The sequence below is a fragment of the Synechococcus sp. Tobar12-5m-g genome, from assembly GCF_024345415.1.
Lineage (GTDB): Bacteria > Cyanobacteriota > Cyanobacteriia > PCC-6307 > Cyanobiaceae > Regnicoccus.
This window is the reverse complement of record NZ_JAGQBB010000004.1, coordinates 39,492-56,807: the sequence shown is the minus strand read 5'-3', so window position 1 is coordinate 56,807 and position 17,316 is coordinate 39,492. Positions and strand designations below refer to the sequence as shown.

Below are 17,316 nucleotides of genomic sequence, written 5' to 3'. Positions count from 1 at the left end.
GACAATCAATCCCGTTGAGGAGGCTCAGGGCTCCGGTAGATCTCGCAACAACCAGAAGCCCTCGAAACGCTCCGACGCCGGGCTGCTCTGCACTGCGATGAACTGCAATCCTCCAGCCTCCAGGCGGGAGGCGCTGAAGGCGGCTTGGGCTTCCTCAGCCTCTGCCTCCACCACCTTGCCCAGCAGCCAGGAGTTCTCCAGGCTGGCCTCGAGCACGAGCGACTCGCCGCTGAGGCGAAGCCGCACGGGCTCCAGCCCCGCCATCCAGCCGGCGATCGCCAGGGCCCGATGGACGCTGAACAAACGAATCCCGGGAACGGACACGTCATCGCCCAATCCGGCCGGCAGGGCACCCAGCCCATTGAAACCGATCTCCCAGTCGGCGGCCTCGCGGATTGCGCCCATCGGCAGGCTGGCCCAGCTCCAGCTATCTCCCCGGACGGATTCGGGCAAGAGCACGGCCGGCGGCGAAATCGGGATCGGGGCCGGAGCCAGCGGACCGCAAAGGTAGCCGGGTTCTTCGGGGTACACCCGCTGCTCCCTTTCGTGAAGCCAGTCGAAGAGGGCGTAACAGCGACGGCTGGGGATGACCTCAAGTCCAATCGCTTCGGCGGCTCTCTGGACCATCGTGCGCATCGAGGCCCGCCAGCAGCGCAGCCGGCGCGGAGGTGGATAGCCCTCCAGGGCGGCGGCGGCCAAGGCCTCACTCAAGGCTCCCTGCAGCCAGACCGAGTTGACACTGGTGGCAGGGCAGAGCTTGACCCATCGGAATCCAGGATCGCTGGCGGCGAAGGCCGGCGTGGAGCAGATCAACAGTTCCCAGCGCTTCTTGCCATCGGACTCGAGCACCGGTCGGGAGTAGTAATCCAGTTCCCAGTCAGCGGCAACGACGACGGCCGGGCCGGCGTTGGCGGGGACAGCCTTGCTCATCCGGCGATCTGCTCCTGCTGACGCAGGGCATTGCGGGCCCGGTTGGCGCGGTCTTCGGCCTCCGCCATCACCTTGTCCTTGTCGATCAACAATTCGCCTGGTTGGCCCTCGAGCAGGGCGGTGTTGAGCCCGATGCGGCCGCGGGCCGGATCGATCTGGGTGATCAGGGCACGGAGCCGATCCCCCTGGTCGAAGACCTCGCGAAGGTCGCGCATGGTTCCACCGGTGATGCACGACTGGTGCAACAAGCCGCTGACCCCTCCGAGGTCGACGAACAGGCCATAGGGCTTGACGGCCACCACCTGCCCCTCGACGAGCTGGCCCACTTCAAGCTCCGAGAAGCGGGCGGCCGAGGCGGCCCGCTTCTCGGATAGCACCAGCTTGAGGGTTTCGATGCTCACTTCGAGGAAGGCGGCACCGAGGGTTTTGCCGACCAGTTCCTCGTGGTTCTCCCCATGGATCAACTGGGAGCGGGGAATGAAGGCGCGCAGCCCCTCCAGGTCACAGGTGATCCCACCTCGGTTGAAGCCGGTCACCTTGACCTGCACCACCTTGCCGTCCTTCTCCAGCTGCTTGACCTTGTCCCAGCTCTGGCGCAGGGCCAGGGCGCGGGCACTGACGGTGACCATGCCATCGGCGTTCTGCTCCCGGGTGACCAGCACTTCCACCGGAAGACCTTTGGGGAAGCGTTCCTTGACATTGACGATGACCCCCAGGCCACACTCGCTCTTCGGCATGAAGCCGGGGGCCTTGCCGCCGATGTCGACATACACGCCATCACTCTCGACGGTCAGAACCACCCCTTTGACCACGTCGCCAGTGGCCCCCACCGGTTCGTTTTCGTCCAGGGCGGCCAGGAAGGCCTCCTCATCGAAGTCGAACTCATCCACGGTGCGGGCCGGCGCTGAGGCGGGCTTCGCCTCGCGGTCGCCTCCGGTGCGCACCCTGGCCCCTGCACCGCCGGCCCCCCGCTGAGCGGTGCTGGCAGGGCCCAGCAGATCGGCCATGGTCAGCCCCTCGAGGCTTGCGGTTTCAAAGCGGTCGTCATCGGAGCCGACCGGCACCGACGGCTGGCCGGACACTCCGGCCCTGACGGGGGCCGCTGCTGGCGTTCTGGCAGGGACGGCGACGGAGTCGTCAACCGGAGGGGCCTGATCCTGCTCCTTGCGGCTGAGGTGGAGCACCTGCAGGGGTTTGCGCGGGGGGGTGGATGGTTGGAGTCGCGAGACGGAAGGTGGAACCGGCCGCCGCGATCCCGCCTGGGGATCTGGCGATGACTGCTGCTCGGATCCGGCCATGGTCCCCACGGAACTCGGGTAGTTCCACACTGTAAGGATCATCGGTGTGGGGCTTTCCCAGATGGGTCGCGACGGCACAGCGGATCCTCCAACCCCAGGAGTTCGGCAGCGATCACTGGATCACCTGCCCTGGCCGGAGGTGCGGCGGGCGGCAGCCCGGCCTGGCAGCACGGTGATCTGGCCGTTCGGGGCGATCGAGCAGCACGGTCCCCACCTGCCGCTCTGCACCGATGCCCTCTTTGCCGAGCGGATCTTGGATTCTGTTCTCGAACTGGTTTCCGAGGAGCTGCCGATCTGGCGGTTGCCCCTCTCCAGCTTCGGGTTCTCTCCGGAGCATCAGGGCTTCCCCGGAACTCTCAATCTTGGCGCCGAAGCCCTGCTCCCCCTGGTGATGGCGGTGGGCCGCGATCTGGCCGCTGCCGGGTTTGATCGGCTCATTCTCTTCAATGCCCATGGTGGTCAGATCGCCTTGCTGCAGGTGGCTGCGCGGCAGCTGCGGGCCCGCCAGCCGGCGATGGCGGTGCTGCCCTGCTTCCTCTGGAGCGGACCAGAGGGAGTGGCCAGACTTGTGCCGGAACCCGAGCGCCATGAAGGGCTCCACGCCGCCCTGGCCGAAACCAGCCTGATGCTTCACCTGGCCCCGGAGCTGGTGGGGAGGGAGCGCCCCCACGATGGAGTGCCGGGCCAGGGTTCAAGGGATTTGCCTCCGCCGGGCTGGAGCCTGGAGGGGGCCGTGCCGAATGCCTGGCTCACCGCCGACCTTTCCGCCTCGGGGGTGATCGGAAATGCCGGTGGCGCCAGCGCCGAGCTTGGCGAAGCACTGTTCCACGAGCTGGTGACCGGCTGGAAGCAGTTGCTTGAGGCGTTGCTGCAGAGCCGTTGGCCACCGCGGGGCTGAACCGATTGGCCCGGTGATGGTTACAGTTGCTTCATCTCTGAATCTTGGCTGCCATGCCCGTTGCGGAAAGCACCTCGGCCCTTCGCGAAGCCCTGCCGGATTTCACCACTCCAGCCTACAAGGATGCCTACAGCCGCATCAACGCGATCGTGATCGAGGGTGAACAGGAAGCCCATGACAACTACATCTCCCTGGGAACCCTGATTCCCGACCAAGCCGAGGAGCTCGCCCGTCTGGCGCGGATGGAGCTGAAGCACATGAAGGGCTTCCAGGCCTGCGCCAGGAACCTGGATGTCGTTGCAGACATGCCTTTCGCCAAGGACTTCTTCTCCCCGCTCCACGGCAATTTTCAGGTGGCTCTGGCTGAAGGCAAGGTGGTGACCTGCCTGCTGATTCAGGCCCTGTTGATCGAAGCCTTCGCCATCGCGGCTTATCACATCTACATCCCCGTTGCTGATCCGTTTGCCCGCAAGATCACCGAAGGGGTGGTCCAGGATGAGTACACCCACCTGAACTACGGCCAGGAATGGCTGAAGGCCAACCTCGAGACCAGCCGCAACGAGCTGGAAATCGCCAACCGCCAGAACCTCCCCCTGGTGCGTCAGATGCTCGATCAGGTTGCCGGCGATGCCGCCGTTCTCAAGATGGAGAAGGAAGGGCTGATCGAGGATTTCCTGATCGCTTACCAGGAAGCCCTTGCCGAGATCGGTTTCACCAGCAGGGAGATTGCCCGCATGGCAGCAGCGGCGTTGGTCGGCTAGGCAATTTCTCCTAGCCCTCAGCAACGGGGAGTCGGCGTGAACAGGTATTCTGCGCTACCAAGTGGTCCGCGGACGTCCGTTCGCCTCGAAAGGTTCAGCTCCCATGTTTGGTTTGATCGGACATTCCAGCAACTTCGAGGAGGCCCGGCAGAAGGCGCGAAACCTGGGATACGACGACTACGCCGAAGGTGATCTCGACATGTGGTGCAGCGCACCCCCCCAGCTTCTCGAAAGGCTCTCTCTCACGAGCCCGTCTGGGACGACCATCGAGGGCGCTTACATCGATTCCTGTTTCGTCCCAGAGATGTTGTCCCGCTTCAAGACGGCCACGCGCAAGGTGCTGAACGCCATGGAGCTGGCCCAGAAACAGGGCCTGGCCATCACGGCCCTGGGTGGCTTCACCTCGATCATTTTCGAGAACTTCGATCTGGCCAAGGTTCAGCAGATTCGCTCAACCACCCTGGATTGGGAGCGGTTCACCACCGGCAACACCCACACCGCCTGGGTGATCTGCCGTCAGCTGGAAGTCAATGCCCCGCTGCTGGGCATCGATCTGGCCAGGGCCAAGGTTGCGGTGGTCGGTGCCACCGGCGACATCGGCAGCGCCGTCTGCCGGTGGTTGCAGAACAAGACCGGCGTTGGCGAATTGCTGCTGGTGGCCCGCCACCAGCAGCGCCTGCTCGATCTGCAGACGGCCCTCGGTTCTGGTCGGATTCTTGCTCTGGAGGAGGCCCTTCCCGAAGCCGACGTGGTCGTGTGGGTGGCCAGTCTTCCCCAGTCCCTGGAGATTGATTGGCGGACGCTCAAAACCCCCTGCCTGATGATTGACGGAGGCTATCCAAAGAATCTTGACTCGAAGGTGAATGCCCAGGGAATTCATGTGCTGAAGGGGGGCATTGTTGAGTTCTTCACCGACATCGATTGGCAGATGTTGGAGGTGGCCGATATGGAGAACCCGAAGCGACAGATGTTTGCCTGCTTCGCCGAGGCGATCCTGTTGGAGTTCGAGGGTTGGCACACGAATTTCAGCTGGGGTCGAAACCGAATCACCACCCAGACGATGGAGCAGATCGGCGCAGCCTCCGGCCGCCATGGGTTCAAGCCCCTGGGCCTTGATCCCGCCGGGATCCTCTCCTTGGCCGGCGTCGTTCTCTGAACGACAGACGTTCCTCCCCCCTCCCCGATGGCCCGCCGACCCCTGCTCGACTTCGAAAAGCCCCTCGTTGAATTGGAGGAGCAGATTGAACAGATCCGCCAGCTCGCCAAGGATTCGGAAGTGGATGTCAGCCAGCAATTGCTTCAACTGGAAACCCTCGCGGCCCGCCGACGGGAGGACATCTTCAGTGCGCTGACCCCATCCCAGAAGATCCAGGTGGCACGCCATCCGCAGCGCCCCAGCACCCTCGATTACATCCAGGTGATCACCGAGGAATGGCTTGAACTGCACGGCGATCGCCGGGGCTTCGACGACCGGGCCCTGGTGGGCGGGGTGGGCAGGATTGGCGATCAGGCGGTGGTGCTGCTGGGCCAGCAGAAAGGTCGTGACACCAAGGAGAACGTGGCCCGTAACTTCGGCATGGCTTCTCCGGGGGGCTATCGAAAGGCGATGCGCCTGATGGATCACGCCGATCGCTTCCGCCTCCCGATCATCAGCTTCATCGACACACCTGGCGCCTATGCGGGCGTGCTGGCTGAAGAGCAGGGCCAGGGGGAGGCGATCGCCGTCAACCTTCGGGAGATGTTCCGCTTGCGGGTTCCCATCATCGCCACCGTGATCGGAGAAGGCGGCTCCGGCGGAGCCCTTGGCATCGGTGTGGCCGATCGCTTGCTCATGTTCGAGCACAGTGTCTACACCGTGGCGAGCCCGGAAGCCTGCGCCTCGATTCTCTGGCGTGATGCCGCCAAGGCACCGGCGGCGGCGGCGGCCCTCAAGATCACCGCCGCCGATCTGCTTCAACTCGGCGTGATCGACGCGGTGCTCAGCGAACCTTCGGGAGGGAACCACTGGTCACCGGTGCAGGCGGCCCAGACCCTGAGGGCCGCCCTTCTGGAGCAACTGGAGGATCTCGGCCGGTTGCGTGAATCCGAACTCTTGAACCAGCGCTACGAGAAGTTCCGTCGGATGGGACGGTTCATTGAGGCGGGGGCCACGGATTCTTCACTGAGCACCTAAAATCAAGTTGTTAATCGATTGGTGTCGAATCGAATGTTTAAGCTAAAAATGGACACGGTGATGGTTTGGCTGCTGTTCTGATCACGGGTGCCTCCAGGGGGATAGGGGCGGCGGCCGCCCGGCGTTTCGCTTCGGCTGGCTGGGATCTTTTGCTCTTGGCTCGAACCCGCTCAGACCTGGAAGCCGTGGCTGATTCACTGCGTAGCTGCGATGTTCAGATCGAAGTCATCGAAGCGGATCTCAACCAGGCCGAATCGATCGGCCCCTCGATCGACCAACTGCTTTCCGCTGGACTCACCCCGAGCGTGGTGATCAACAACGCTGGTGCCGCCTATACTGGATCCCTGGCCAAGATGTCCCTTGATCACTGGCAATGGTTGATGCAGCTCAACCTCACCAGCGTCTTTCAGGTCTGTCAGGCCGTTCTGCCCACCCTCCGGGGCATCGAGGGCGGCCTGATCATCAATGTCAGCAGCCATGCGGCCCGGAAGGTCTTCCCCGATTGGGGGGCTTACTGCACCTCGAAGGCCGCCCTGGAGGCTTTCAGCCGTTGCCTTGCCGAAGAAGAGCGCAGCCATGGGGTCAGGGTCTGCACCCTGACCCTCGGTTCGGTGGATACCCCTCTCTGGGGGGCGGATACCGTCCACGCGTCGTTCGATACCCGTGCCATGCTAAGTGCCGACCAAGCGGCTGAAGCACTCCTGTTTCTTGCTCAACAGCCTTCCTCCCAAGTGGTGGAAGATCTCACCCTCATGCCAGCCACCGGCGCTCAATGACGTCTTCCATGACTTCCACCCTCCCTTCCTCTTCCATGCCCAGGGCTACGGCGCCTGCGGTCGGCCCTGCGCCGGTCAGTCTGCGGATTCGTGAGCGCCTCCAGCAGGCCGGCGTTTCCTTCTTCGCGAACGACAACATCGCCGACTACCTTCAGGATGGCGAGCTTGACCAGCTGGAGATTGAGGTTGCCGGCAAGGTGCGGGAGATGCTCCGCAGCCTGGTGATTGATATCGACAATGATCACAACACGGAAGAAACCGCTGAGCGGGTCGCTCGGATGTATCTCCATGAAGTCTTTAAAGGTCGCTACCACAAGCAGCCCAAGATTGCCAGCTTCCCCAATGTCAAGAAGCTGGATGAGATCTACACCGTCGGGCCGATCAGCATCCGTTCGGCTTGCTCCCACCATCTTGTTCCGATCCTCGGAAACTGCTGGATCGGTATCAAACCTGGCGACCGGGTCATTGGGCTCTCCAAGTTTGCTCGCGTGGTCGACTGGGTCTTCTCCCGCCCCCACATCCAGGAAGAAGCGGTGATGATTCTCGCCGACGAGATTGAACGGCTCTGCTGCCCCCAGGGGCTGGCGATTCTGGTCAAAGCCCAGCACTATTGCATGAAGTGGCGCGGCGTGAAGGAACCCCAGACCAGCATGGTGAACTCCGTTGTCCGTGGCGACTTCCGCCATGACCCCAGCCTGAAACAGGAGTTCTTCGAGTTGGTTCGTCAGCAGGAATCGATGCTCTCCACCTGAGCTGGTGGCTTCGCATCAATATGATTCATTTCCGGAAGCTCCGCTCCGCCGATTAAGGAGTCGGCAGTTTGATCGGCCCGATGGGTATTGAGCTGGTGCGACGCGTTGTTCCTGAAGATCCCGTGACGGAAACAACCATCACCTGGTTGCCCACATCCGTGACCGAGACCAGGTAAGTCGATCCTTTCGCTTCAGGAATCAGTTGCCAGCTCTGCTGGGTGGGGGCGAGTCGGTACCAGTGAAACAACCCTTCCCCCGGGCCCGCGACAGTTGCTCGCAGGATGGCCCCCACCTCCGCTTGGCCGCTGATCAGCACCTGTTCGAGACGCCCCCGATCCTGGCCGATTGCCGACTCGAGGCTTTGATCAAGACTGATTTCCTTGCGCAGAATCTGAATCTGCTGCTCGGGATCGGCGCTCAATCCCGGGACGCACTGCAGGCTCCCGTCGACGAGTTGGCAGCCAGGCAGCATGCCTTGAGTCAGGGCGGCTCGCGGCGACACGATCGGTGCAGCCATCCAAGCGGCGCCGATCAAGAGAAAACAACTGACGGCGCCAGAGGGCTGGGGAAGGAATGACAGGGGAAGAAATGGCAAGGCAGGAGATCGATGGGCTGTCGTGGGAGGCCTGAGGGCACGGCCAACCCAATGGATCCTGGCCTGGAATCTCCCGGGTGACCAGGGCTGGCTCAACGTCCCTCCCCTTCGGGTCCCTTGACGACGCTCAGCAGCTTGACCACCCGCTCGATGTCCTTGACGCCCGGGGCCAGCTCCACCGAACTCGATGCATCGAGTCCGTCTGGTTGCACGGCCCTCAGCACCATCGCCACGGTCGAAGCAGAGATGCCGCCGGCCAGCCACCACGGCATGGGCGGCCGGAAGCCGACCAACCATTCCAGCGGGATTCGCTGGCCAGTGCCTCCCAGCTGGTCGGGCACCCAGGCATCGAGCAACACCGCCTCCACCACACCCCTATAGGCCGAGACCCGTTGCAGGTCTTCAGGGTGGCGGAGGCGAAGGGCTTTCCAGAGGGGGCAACCCAGCCGTTCGCCCAGCTGGTGGCAACGCTGGGGCGATTCCTGGCCATGCAACTGCACCACATCGTGCCCCCCCCGCACCGGCCTGAGGTTTTCCAGGTCGTCGTCCGAGGGGTCGGCCACCACCAGCACGCCACGACAACGGGGATTGGCCTGCCCCATGGCGGCAAACAGGGCCGGCCGGTGGGCCGGCTCCAGCCAGCGGGGTGAACCGGGAACGCCGATCACCCCTAAGGCATCCACCCCCAGGCCTGCCACTGCCGCCGCCTGGCTCTGCTGGCGGAGGCCGCAGATCTTCAACAACGGAGAGGGCACGGCGGAGGGGTGCGGTGGCCTTTCTAGGATCAGACTTCGACGACACCGGTCCGCCGGAGTCATAGCCGGAATGAATCGCGTGGGCGAGGGTTGGTTGCTGTTCAGGATCCAGGGGATACCCCTGCGCATCCATCCCAGCTGGTTCGTGATCCTGGGCCTGGCCACCGTGGGCTTCCAGCAGCAATACGGCGCCCAGTTCGCCGGCCAGGCTTCCCCGTTCAGCCTCTGGCTGCTCGCGCTGGCCACGGCTCTTCTGCTGTTCGTCTCGGTGTTGCTTCACGAGCTGGGCCATTCGCTTGTGGCCATCGCCCATGGGGTCAAAGTGCGGAGCATCACCTTGTTCCTGCTCGGCGGTGTCGCCACGGTGGAGCGGGAGTGCAGCACGGCGCTGGCTGCCCTCCAGGTTGCCGCCGCTGGGCCGCTCGTGAGCCTGGTGCTGGCTGGGCTGCTGCTGTTCGCCAGCCATTCCGTCTCCCATCTCTCCCCCCTGGCCGGTGAAATGGTGCAACAGCTTGGAGCCCTCAATCTGGTTCTGGGCCTGTTCAATCTTCTTCCCGGCCTTCCCCTCGACGGTGGCTTGATCGTCAAGGCCCTGGTCTGGCAATACACCGGCAGCCAGCGCCGCGGTATCCAGGTGGCGGCGGGGATCGGCCGCTTCCTGTCGCTGATGGCAATCGGCATGGGCACGCTGCTGGTGTTGCGGGGCGGAGGTTTTGGAGCCTTCTGGTTGATCCTGTTGGGCTGGTTCGGCCTTGGTTCTTCCCGGAATCAGCTCCAGCTGCTCTCCCTGGAGGCTGCCCTGCGGGATCTGAAGGTTCGCGATGCGACCGGCCGTCGCTTTCGCGTCCTCGAAGCGGATGCCACGCTGAAGGAATTCAGTGGAATGCGCCGCAGCGACGATTCAGCCCAGAGCGCCGACTGGATCCTGGTCTGCGATCGGGGCCGCTGGCGGGGCCGGATCGATGACGGGGCCCTGCAGTCGCTGCCGGTGCAGCGCTGGGACCTCGAACGGGTGGGTGATCACCTCGAGCCCCTCAGTTCGCTCGCCTCGATCGGGGAAGCGGCGCCGCTGTGGCAGGCCGCCTTACAACTCGATGAGCCGGGGGTGAACCGTCTGCTGGTGCTCAGTGCCGCGGGCCTTCCCGCCGGCACGATCGAGCGACCCGAACTGTCCGAAGCCGTCCTCAAGCGCCTGGGGCTCCGCCTGCCGACACCCTTGCTCGAGGCTGCCCGGCGCCAGGGTGCCTACCCGATGGGTCTGGCCCTTGGCCAGGTGGCCCGCGGCATCGCCGGCTCCAGTCCCCTGGATCCAGCCACCACCGCGGCGGTCAGTTCAGGGGACTGAGGGAAGGCGCGGAGGCCGCCGCCCTGAGCTGGAACCGCTCCCTGCGGGGCTCGATCGCGGCCAACTCCCCCCTACTGAGCGGCTGCTCGTCGAAAGGCTTCCCCCCCAGGCCCACTTCTGCCGCACGGCGGAGATGGTTCACCAGGGCCTCTGCCCCGATCGGCAACGCTGGAAGCGGTGGCGGTTCCATGCCGAACACGGCCTTCCAAAGTTCAGGAGTGGGATCGAGCTGCAGGCTGCCGTGCTGGAGGAGGTGGCCCTGGCGCCACAGCTGGGCGCTGCCGACCCGCTTGGCCCCGTCGGCTTCGACCAGATCAGCGGCGGTGCTGGTGGCGAAACAGCTGGGGCTTTGCTGGTTGGTCGTCCCGACTCCAAAGCGCAGTGGGTGGCCCAGGCTCGCCAACCCCTCCTGCAGCCAGAGGCTGGCAAGGCGATAGGCCAGGGTTCGCGGCCCCGGGGCGTCGGGCCAGAGCAGCGCATAGGTGAGGCAGCCACCGTGCAGGACGGCCCGGCCGCCGCTGGGTCGCCGCACCAGGGCGATCCGCCCCTGCTCCTCCAAAAGTCCCCAGTGGGCCTCGAGCCTGCGCTGGTGAAAGCCAAGGGAGAGGGTGGGCACGGACCAGGTGTAAAGGCGAAAAACCGCCGAACCCCGACCTGCCACCAGCTCGTCGAGCAGCCAGTCATCCAGGGCCATCTGCCAGTCGCCCAGGTTGGCGAGCGGCGGAATCCAGCGCCAGCGGCTCGGAAACGGGGAAGCGATGGGAGATCCTGGAGCCAACGGACCGGAACGCTCAGGATCCCACCATGGTGGCCGCGATGGCGATCGTGCTAGGGGGAACCGCTGCCTTCTCCGCCCGGTGGTCGGCAGACCGGCTGCACCGCGTCAGCGGGCAGAACCTGGCCTGGTTGCTGCAGCTGGTCACCCTGCTGCTGGCCGCCGATGCCGGCCGTCGGGCGATCAGCCTGGGGCTGAACGGCTGAGGGGCTCCCAGAAGGCGGGATCCAGCTCGAAGCCCAGCATCGCCGCCATCTCCGCCAGCCCGCCTCGGCAACTGAGGCCATGGAGTCGGCTCCAGTCGTCGAGCAGGAAGAGGCGATGGGTGATCCAGAGCTCCAGACACTCCGGGGCGAAGCGGATGCCCTCGCTGCGGCTGAAGCCATGGGGCAGCAACATCGCCACATGGCGACAGAGTTGGCCGCTGCTTCGCTCCAGCACCAACGGCAGCCAGGGAAGGAGCGCATCGGCCCGCAGGCTCCAGAGCCGCAGTTCGGCCAACTCCGAGAGTTCCCGGGGATCACCGTCGGTCCGGGGCCACGCGAAGCCAAGTTCGAGCTCTCCGGCGCGCTCCAGCAGGGCCGCCGCGGAGAGATCACGCCAGGGTTGGAGGGGGCCGAGATCGAGGGAGCGGATCTGGCTGGCGGAAATCGTCAGCGTGGTCGAGGAGAAAGCCATCAAGAGCTATGACAACCGAGGGGCCTGGGGCGGCAACCGGTGAGATCGAGCTGAACAATGGTGGCGACAATCATTCCTCATCGTCGGCCATGGTCACAACACTCAGCCAGGTGGAAGTGCTGATCGCACTCGTGGTAGCCGCCCATGCCGGCGTGCTGGCGATTCGCCTATGCGTCAGCCTCTACAACGCCTGATCCAGAGCCAGGGCCTTGGCACGCCCCACAGAAGCTGTTAGAAGCGGGCGAACAACGCAGCTCTGCCTTGACCACCGCGCAGCCCTCCCGTTCCCTGGGCAGTCTTCAGGTTCGTGGCCCCAGGGGCCTGGTCAGGGACCGACCCTCAAGGCCTGCCGGGGTTGGTCTCCGTTCCCTGGAGGGGCGGGCCGATTCCTCGTCTGCGCCGCTCACCTTTCCGGTGCCTTCCAGCGAGCGTCAGGAGTTTCTCTGCAGCGTGATCGGCCTGTCCGTCAAGCTGGGGCTCGGCTTGCTGGCCGCCGTGAGCCTGACCCATCTGGCCTCCGCCTACCAGCAACGTCTGGATCGTCACAGCGAGCTCAGCGCCATTCTCGACATCGAAACCGCCCGACTGCGCCGGGCCCAGACCCGCTTCGACAATCTCTTTGCCCTGGAAGGTGAACAGCAAATGATGCGGGAGCAGGACCAGTGGATCGCTCCGAATCGGCTGCGGGTGGTCTGGGAAGAGCCCAGGCAATCCCGTTCGCTGCAATCCCGTCTCTGAGCCGTGAGGCCTGGCTGGCAACGATGTTCTTCTGTTGAATTCTTCTGCCCTTCAGGTTGAGAAGGCAGGTCAATGTCTTTAGGTAAGGGCACTTCAATGCGATCCGCCAGCATGGCGTCTGATTCCACTGCGGGGCAAGCACCAGGAACGGTGCTGGTCACCGGCGCCTCCTCGGGCGTCGGCCTCCATGCCACCAAGGCCCTGGTGGATCGGGGCTGGCATGTGGTGATGGCCTGCCGCGACACCGGCAAGGCCCGCGCGGCCGCCAATGCCCTGGGGATTCCCGAGGGCGCCCAGACCCATCTGCAGGTGGATCTCGGTGATCTCGAGAGCGTCAGGCGGCTGGCCAATGCCTTCAAGACCACGGGCCGGCCCCTTGATGCCCTGGTCTGCAATGCGGCGGTGTATCTCCCCCTCCTCAAGCAACCACGGCGCTCCCCCCAGGGCTATGAGCTCTCGATGGCCACCAATCACTTCGGCCATTTTCTGCTGATCCAGCTTCTGCTCGATTCGCTGAAGCAGTCCACCCATCCATCCCGACGCCTGGTGATTCTCGGTACCGTGACGGCCAACTCCAAGGAGCTCGGCGGCAAGATCCCGATTCCTGCTCCCGCCGATCTGGGTGATCTGGCCGGCTTCAAGGGCGGCTTCAAGGCACCGATCAGCATGGCCAACGCCAAGCCGTTCAAGCCAGGCAAGGCCTACAAGGACAGCAAGCTCTGCAACATGATCACCACCCGGGAACTGCACCGGCGCTTGAATGCCAGCACCGGCATCGTGTTCACATCCCTCTATCCCGGCTGCGTGGCCGATACACCCCTCTTTCGCAACAGCTATCCCCTCTTCCAGCGCATCTTTCCCTGGTTCCAGAAGACCATCACCGGGGGGTATGTGAGCCAGGAGCTCTCCGGTGAGCGGGTCGCCCTGGTGGTGGCCGATCCAGGCTTCGCCAGCTCCGGTGCCCACTGGAGCTGGGGCAACCGCCAATCGGCCAATGGCAAGCAGTTCATCCAGGAGCTCTCCGAGAAAGCCAGCGATCAGGGCACAGCGGAGCAGATGTGGGATCTCTCGATGAAGTTGGTCGGTCTCGCCTGAGCTGACCTGGCAAACGCTGCTAGGACATGGCTGGTCCAAGACCAATTCCGAACAGGAGAACGCCGATGCCGCGTCCATTGCGCTGGGTCCTTGGTCTTGGACTGGCTGGCCTGCTGCTCGTTGGCGGGCTGCTGCTGCTTCCCTTCTCCGATTGGTTGCCGGGCGGCACCGTCGGCGACATCTCCAAGCAGGAGGTGGTCAATGGCACGGCCTTCAACCGTCTCTTCCCCGCACCAGGGGCCGGTGAGGAGGTGGTGTTCAGCCAGGAGAAGCGGGGCTTCAGCGAGGCCAAGCTCAAGCGCGGTGGCGAACTGCTGGCGTTGCTCGCCATCTCCGACACCACCACGGCCCCGGAGGCCAGGGCCAAGTTCCAATCGAGCGGCCAGCAGATCAAGGGGTGGCCCCTGGTGGAGCAGGGGCCCCAGGCCAGTGCCCTGCTGGTGGCGGATCGATTCCAGGTCAAGGTGATCGGCCAGGGCAGTGGCCTGGATCCGGACCGCCGTCACGCCCTGCTGGGCGCCTTCGATCTGCCCCGGTTGGCGGCCCTGGAGCCGTCCGCCGGTGCCATGGGCAAGCAGCTGCCTCCAGCCAGCGGTGATCCGCTGCACCAGCTCGCGCCGAACGCTGAACGCCAGCCCGCCCTGCAGCCCGCCGCATGAGCCGAACCGTTCTGGAGCGCCTCGAGCGCCTGCCCCGTCGTGATCTCACCGTGCTGGCGCTCAAGGGCATCAGCACCCTCGTGCCCGGCGGCTGGAGCAACCCCACCAGCGCCGATCAGCTGATTCGCGAGGTGATCGGCAGCAACGATCCTGAATTGATCCGCCTGGTTCGGGCCCGGGCGGACCAGCTCAGCGGTGCCCGCGCCGAAGGCTACGGCCGAGCGCTCAGCCTCTATGACGCGGTCAACCGGTCGCAGCACGCCACCGGCGGGTTGCGTTTTCTGGCCAACGTCACGGCGGGGCTTCCCCTGCTCAAGCGGATCTCCAGCATCACGCCCCCCAGCGACACCCTGCAGGCGGTGGACCTGAGCTTGAAGGTGGGTGCCGAGCTGCTGGCCTTCACCCAGGTGAACGGCTTGCCAGGTGACAGCTTCGGCGACTTTGGCGCCGCTCTGGCTGATTACGCCGGCGAGGCCCGGGTGAGGATGGCGGCCCTGATCTGTTTCGATGGCCTCTTGCCCCTCGGCGATCAGGCCTTGCAAAGGCTTGATGGCCTGCTGGGAGCCGCCGGCAGCGGCGAGCTTCGCAAGCTGCCGGCCTATGGCCGGATGGCTGCCCTGATTCCGGGCCGGGGTGATGAGGCCCACATGGGCTTCCTGCGCAAAGGGGTGGATCAGTGGCTGGGCTGGGCCGGTGGTTTCGTGGGCCAGCTGGGCCTTTCGGGGCAGAAAGCGGTGCAGGCCCTGGAGGGCAGCATCGGACCCTGGCAAGGGCGGATGGATCAGCTGGCCGCCTTTCTTGATGCCTTCACCGACACCTATGCCCATACCGGTGTGCAGGCGGTGGCGCGGCGGCTGGTGGAGCGGGCGGCAGCGGAGATCTGACAGCTTCAAGAAAACCAGCGCGTTTTCAGCCGCCTGGGCTCGCCCCGCTGCCCCTGGCCAGGAACAGCCGCATCACCCGTTCGGCTGTGTCCGCCACCATGCCCCGGCCCTGCTCCATGGCGTTTTGAAGGCTCACCGGACCCGGCACCAGGGAGACGATGCTGGTCAAACCGCTGCGGTAGAGGAGATCAGCGCCGGCACCGATGCTGCCGACGATGGCCACCACCGGCACTCCCTGCTGCTGCGAGAGGCGTGCCACGCCACTGATCGTTTTGCCATGGGTTGTCTGCTGGTCGATCCTGCCCTCGCCGGTCAAGACCAGCTGCGCACCCTGAATGGCTGCGGCAAAGCCGCTGGCCTCCAGGACCAGGTCGATACCCGGTCGCAGTTCGGCGCCGAGAAAGGCCATCAGCCCGGCGCCCAGGCCCCCGGCCGCACCGGCGCCGGGCTGAAGCCGGACCCAAAGGCCCAGGGTCGCTTCGATCAGATCGATCGCGCCGGCGAGGGTGGCTTCGAGCCTGGCCACAACCGCAGGGCTGGCCCCCTTCTGTGGACCGTAGACCGCACTGCAGCCCTGGGGCCCCAGCAGCGGGTTGTCCACATCACAGGCCACCAGGATGCGGCTCCGGGCCACAGCCGGATGGAGACCTGCTGGATCGATCCGGGCCACGTCGGCCAACCGTTCAGCCGTGATCGGCTCGAGCAACTCCGTCCCATCGGCCCGCAGGAAGCGGACGCCAAGCGCCTGGGCCATGCCGGCGCCCAGATCATTGGTGGCCGAGCCGCCGATCCCCACGATCAGCTGGCGCGCGCCCCGATCCAGGGCGGCAGCGATCAGCTGGCCGGTGCCATAGGTGGTGGTGTGGAGTGGATTTCGCCTGGACAAGGGCACGAGAGGCAACCCCGAGACACAGGCCATCTCGATCACCGCGGTGCGTCCTCCGTGAATCAAGCCGATCACGCCTTCGACCGATTGCCGGTGGCCCGGCAGGGGCCCGCTGGCAGCAACCCTGACAAGCTCACCACCGCAGGCGGCGACGAGGGCCTCGGTGGTGCCTTCACCGCCATCGGCCATCGGCAGGGCAACCAATTCAGCGCCGGGCACGATGCGGCACACACCCTGTTGAAGAGCGTTGCACACCTCCATGGCCGTCATCGAGCCCTTGAAGGAATCTGGCGCCAGCACGATTTTCATCGATTGCGTCCGGGATGATCCTCAGGCCCCGGACTCAGCAGGGAGCAATGGACGTCCGCCAGACTCCGTTGGCGGCCTGTGCGTCAATCGAAGCCCAGCAGATCGAAGATGTCGCGATCCTTGAGGGGTTCGGCCGGGAGGGGCTCCACATCGGTGAGCATCTTCTGGGCCAGGCTCAGGTACTCCTGCTGAACGGCCACCACTTCCGGGCTGTCGTCATCCATTTCAAAGATCGTGCATTTCTTGAGGCGGGAGCGGCGGATCGCATCCACGGTCTTGAAGTGGGCCATGGTGCGCAGGCCGGTGCGCTCATTGAACTTGTCGATCTGGTCAGTGTCTTCGGAGCGGTTGGCGATCACGCCACCAAGACGCACCTTGTAGTTCTTGGCCTTGGCATTGATCGCCTGCATGATCCGATTCATGGCGAAGATTGAATCGAAATCGTTGGCGGTCACGATCAGGCAGTAGTGGGCGTGCTGCAGGGGAGCGGCGAAGCCGCCGCACACCACATCACCCAGCACATCGAAGATCACCACGTCGGTGTCTTCGAGCAGGTGGTGCTCCTTGAGCAGCTTCACCGTTTGCCCGGTCACGTAGCCGCCGCAGCCGGTGCCGGCCGGCGGGCCGCCCGATTCCACGCACATCACGCCGTTGTAGCCCTCGAACACGAAGTCTTCGGGGCGGAGCTCTTCAGTGTGGAAGTCCACGGTTTCGAGGATGTCGATCACCGTGGGCACCATTTTCTTGGTGAGGGTGAAGGTGGAATCGTGCTTGGGATCGCAGCCGATCTGCAGCACCCGCTTGCCCAGCTTCGAGAAGGCGGCCGAGAGGTTGGAGGAGGTGGTGGACTTGCCGATGCCGCCCTTGCCGTAGACGGCGATCACCAGGGCGCCCTCCTCGATGGCCATGGCCGCGTCCTGATGCACCTGGAGGCTTCCTTCTCCGTCTTCACCGCGTGTGGTCGGCGTCGTCAGGGTGGCGGTCATTGGTGGGATCCTTGCCTAAAGCG

General features: G+C 64.9%; 21 protein-coding genes. 14 read left to right on the top strand and 7 right to left on the bottom strand.

The features are described 5' to 3' along the window. Positions 1-24 precede the first annotated feature (24 nt). Positions 25-930, bottom strand: coding sequence for a Tab2 family RNA-binding protein (locus KBY66_RS04065; RefSeq protein ID WP_255087911.1), 906 nt, complete (start codon positions 928-930; stop codon positions 25-27). After that, positions 927-2,228, bottom strand: coding sequence for a S1 RNA-binding domain-containing protein (locus KBY66_RS04060; protein ID WP_255087910.1), 1,302 nt, complete (start codon positions 2,226-2,228; stop codon positions 927-929). The genes KBY66_RS04065 and KBY66_RS04060 overlap by 4 nt, the downstream gene beginning before the upstream one ends. Positions 2,229-2,289: 61 nt before the next feature. Here KBY66_RS04060 and KBY66_RS04055 point away from each other — a divergent pair, with 61 nt between their 5' ends. The 7 genes from KBY66_RS04055 (at position 2,290) to KBY66_RS04025 (ending at position 8,165) form a co-directional block, all read left to right on the top strand. Then, a complete protein-coding gene (locus KBY66_RS04055) occupies positions 2,290-3,126 on the top strand; it encodes a creatininase family protein (protein ID WP_255087909.1) in 837 nt (278 codons plus the stop codon). Positions 3,127-3,179: 53 nt separating this feature from the next. Further along, entirely contained in the window at positions 3,180-3,887 is a 708-nt protein-coding gene (locus KBY66_RS04050; protein ID WP_255087908.1) for an aldehyde oxygenase (deformylating), read from the top strand. Between the two features lie 103 nt (positions 3,888-3,990). Further along, positions 3,991-5,043, top strand: coding sequence for a long-chain acyl-[acyl-carrier-protein] reductase (locus KBY66_RS04045; protein ID WP_255087907.1), 1,053 nt, complete (start codon positions 3,991-3,993; stop codon positions 5,041-5,043). A 27-nt stretch (positions 5,044-5,070) separates the two neighbouring features. Then, on the top strand, positions 5,071-6,060 hold the full coding sequence (locus tag KBY66_RS04040; protein WP_255087905.1) for an acetyl-CoA carboxylase carboxyltransferase subunit alpha: 990 nt from the start codon (positions 5,071-5,073) through the stop codon (positions 6,058-6,060). A 65-nt stretch (positions 6,061-6,125) separates the two neighbouring features. Next, on the top strand, positions 6,126-6,836 hold the full coding sequence (locus KBY66_RS04035) for an SDR family oxidoreductase (RefSeq protein ID WP_255087904.1): 711 nt from the start codon (positions 6,126-6,128) through the stop codon (positions 6,834-6,836). An 8-nt stretch (positions 6,837-6,844) separates the two neighbouring features. Further along, on the top strand, positions 6,845-7,588 hold the full coding sequence (folE, locus tag KBY66_RS04030) for a GTP cyclohydrolase I (RefSeq protein ID WP_399224797.1): 744 nt from the start codon (positions 6,845-6,847) through the stop codon (positions 7,586-7,588). A 298-nt stretch (positions 7,589-7,886) separates the two neighbouring features. After that, on the top strand, positions 7,887-8,165 hold the full coding sequence (locus tag KBY66_RS04025; protein ID WP_255087903.1) for a hypothetical protein: 279 nt from the start codon (positions 7,887-7,889) through the stop codon (positions 8,163-8,165). 110 nt (positions 8,166-8,275) lie between these two features. Here KBY66_RS04025 and KBY66_RS04020 read toward each other — a convergent pair whose 3' ends face one another. Continuing rightward, complete coding sequence (locus KBY66_RS04020) at positions 8,276-8,938, bottom strand: phosphoribosylanthranilate isomerase (protein WP_255087902.1); 663 nt, start codon at positions 8,936-8,938, stop codon at positions 8,276-8,278. Between the two features lie 79 nt (positions 8,939-9,017). On the opposite strand from KBY66_RS04020, the gene KBY66_RS04015 reads away from it, so the two are divergent. Continuing rightward, positions 9,018-10,283, top strand: coding sequence for a site-2 protease family protein (locus KBY66_RS04015; protein ID WP_255088004.1), 1,266 nt, complete (start codon positions 9,018-9,020; stop codon positions 10,281-10,283). On the opposite strand, the gene KBY66_RS04010 is transcribed toward KBY66_RS04015, so the two are convergent. Next, complete coding sequence (locus tag KBY66_RS04010) at positions 10,267-11,061, bottom strand: lipoyl protein ligase domain-containing protein (RefSeq protein WP_255087901.1); 795 nt, start codon at positions 11,059-11,061, stop codon at positions 10,267-10,269. The two genes, KBY66_RS04015 and KBY66_RS04010, sit on opposite strands and share 17 nt — an antisense overlap. A gap of 26 nt (positions 11,062-11,087) precedes the next feature. Between KBY66_RS04010 and KBY66_RS04005 the strand changes: the two genes are divergently transcribed. Then, complete coding sequence (locus KBY66_RS04005) at positions 11,088-11,264, top strand: hypothetical protein (protein WP_255087900.1); 177 nt, start codon at positions 11,088-11,090, stop codon at positions 11,262-11,264. Here the strand turns inward: KBY66_RS04005 and KBY66_RS04000 are convergent. Next, positions 11,242-11,736 (bottom strand): CRR6 family NdhI maturation factor, encoded by a 495-nt coding sequence (locus tag KBY66_RS04000; RefSeq protein ID WP_255087899.1) that lies wholly within the window; start codon positions 11,734-11,736, stop codon positions 11,242-11,244. The genes KBY66_RS04005 and KBY66_RS04000 overlap by 23 nt on opposite strands. Positions 11,737-11,825: 89 nt before the next feature. Here KBY66_RS04000 and psaM point away from each other — a divergent pair, with 89 nt between their 5' ends. The 5 genes from psaM (at position 11,826) to KBY66_RS03975 (ending at position 15,112) form a co-directional block, all read left to right on the top strand. Further along, on the top strand, positions 11,826-11,930 hold the full coding sequence (gene psaM, locus KBY66_RS03995; protein ID WP_255087898.1) for a photosystem I reaction center subunit XII: 105 nt from the start codon (positions 11,826-11,828) through the stop codon (positions 11,928-11,930). Positions 11,931-11,997: 67 nt separating this feature from the next. Continuing rightward, a complete protein-coding gene (locus tag KBY66_RS03990) occupies positions 11,998-12,474 on the top strand; it encodes a hypothetical protein (RefSeq protein WP_255087897.1) in 477 nt (158 codons plus the stop codon). Positions 12,475-12,585: 111 nt separating this feature from the next. Next, positions 12,586-13,569, top strand: a complete 984-nt coding sequence (locus tag KBY66_RS03985) for a protochlorophyllide reductase (RefSeq protein WP_255087895.1) — start codon at positions 12,586-12,588, stop codon at positions 13,567-13,569. A gap of 65 nt (positions 13,570-13,634) precedes the next feature. Further along, positions 13,635-14,228 carry a hypothetical protein gene (locus KBY66_RS03980; RefSeq protein ID WP_255087894.1) on the top strand — a complete coding sequence of 198 codons (594 nt, stop codon included), beginning with the start codon at positions 13,635-13,637 and terminating at the stop codon, positions 14,226-14,228. Beyond that, on the top strand, positions 14,225-15,112 hold the full coding sequence (locus KBY66_RS03975) for a hypothetical protein (RefSeq protein ID WP_255087892.1): 888 nt from the start codon (positions 14,225-14,227) through the stop codon (positions 15,110-15,112). Before KBY66_RS03980 ends, KBY66_RS03975 begins: the two co-directional genes overlap by 4 nt. Before the next feature lie 25 nt (positions 15,113-15,137). Here KBY66_RS03975 and KBY66_RS03970 read toward each other — a convergent pair whose 3' ends face one another. Together KBY66_RS03970 and bchL are read right to left on the bottom strand one after the other, a co-directional pair. Beyond that, positions 15,138-16,307, bottom strand: a complete 1,170-nt coding sequence (locus KBY66_RS03970) for a glycerate kinase (RefSeq protein WP_255087891.1) — start codon at positions 16,305-16,307, stop codon at positions 15,138-15,140. An 83-nt stretch (positions 16,308-16,390) separates the two neighbouring features. After that, positions 16,391-17,293, bottom strand: a complete 903-nt coding sequence (gene bchL, locus KBY66_RS03965) for a ferredoxin:protochlorophyllide reductase (ATP-dependent) iron-sulfur ATP-binding protein (protein ID WP_255087890.1) — start codon at positions 17,291-17,293, stop codon at positions 16,391-16,393. Positions 17,294-17,316 lie beyond the last annotated feature (23 nt).

Excerpts from the sequence above, each read along its gene's own strand:
- KBY66_RS04065 (WP_255087911.1), bottom strand. The coding sequence starts at position 930 with ATGAGCAAGGCTGTCCCCGCCAACGCCGGCCCGGCCGTCGTCGTTGCC.
- KBY66_RS04060 (WP_255087910.1), bottom strand. The coding sequence starts at position 2,228 with ATGGCCGGATCCGAGCAGCAGTCATCGCCAGATCCCCAGGCGGGATCG.
- KBY66_RS04055 (WP_255087909.1), top strand. The coding sequence starts at position 2,290 with ATGGGTCGCGACGGCACAGCGGATCCTCCAACCCCAGGAGTTCGGCAG.
- KBY66_RS04050 (WP_255087908.1), top strand. The coding sequence starts at position 3,180 with ATGCCCGTTGCGGAAAGCACCTCGGCCCTTCGCGAAGCCCTGCCGGAT.
- KBY66_RS04045 (WP_255087907.1), top strand. The coding sequence starts at position 3,991 with ATGTTTGGTTTGATCGGACATTCCAGCAACTTCGAGGAGGCCCGGCAG.
- KBY66_RS04040 (WP_255087905.1), top strand. The coding sequence starts at position 5,071 with ATGGCCCGCCGACCCCTGCTCGACTTCGAAAAGCCCCTCGTTGAATTG.
- folE (WP_399224797.1), top strand. The coding sequence starts at position 6,845 with ATGACTTCCACCCTCCCTTCCTCTTCCATGCCCAGGGCTACGGCGCCT.
- KBY66_RS04005 (WP_255087900.1), top strand. The coding sequence starts at position 11,088 with ATGGTGGCCGCGATGGCGATCGTGCTAGGGGGAACCGCTGCCTTCTCC.
- KBY66_RS04000 (WP_255087899.1), bottom strand. The coding sequence starts at position 11,736 with ATGGCTTTCTCCTCGACCACGCTGACGATTTCCGCCAGCCAGATCCGC.
- psaM (WP_255087898.1), top strand. The coding sequence starts at position 11,826 with ATGGTCACAACACTCAGCCAGGTGGAAGTGCTGATCGCACTCGTGGTA.
- KBY66_RS03985 (WP_255087895.1), top strand. The coding sequence starts at position 12,586 with ATGGCGTCTGATTCCACTGCGGGGCAAGCACCAGGAACGGTGCTGGTC.
- KBY66_RS03980 (WP_255087894.1), top strand. The coding sequence starts at position 13,635 with ATGCCGCGTCCATTGCGCTGGGTCCTTGGTCTTGGACTGGCTGGCCTG.
- KBY66_RS03975 (WP_255087892.1), top strand. The coding sequence starts at position 14,225 with ATGAGCCGAACCGTTCTGGAGCGCCTCGAGCGCCTGCCCCGTCGTGAT.
- KBY66_RS03970 (WP_255087891.1), bottom strand. The coding sequence starts at position 16,307 with ATGAAAATCGTGCTGGCGCCAGATTCCTTCAAGGGCTCGATGACGGCC.
- bchL (WP_255087890.1), bottom strand. The coding sequence starts at position 17,293 with ATGACCGCCACCCTGACGACGCCGACCACACGCGGTGAAGACGGAGAA.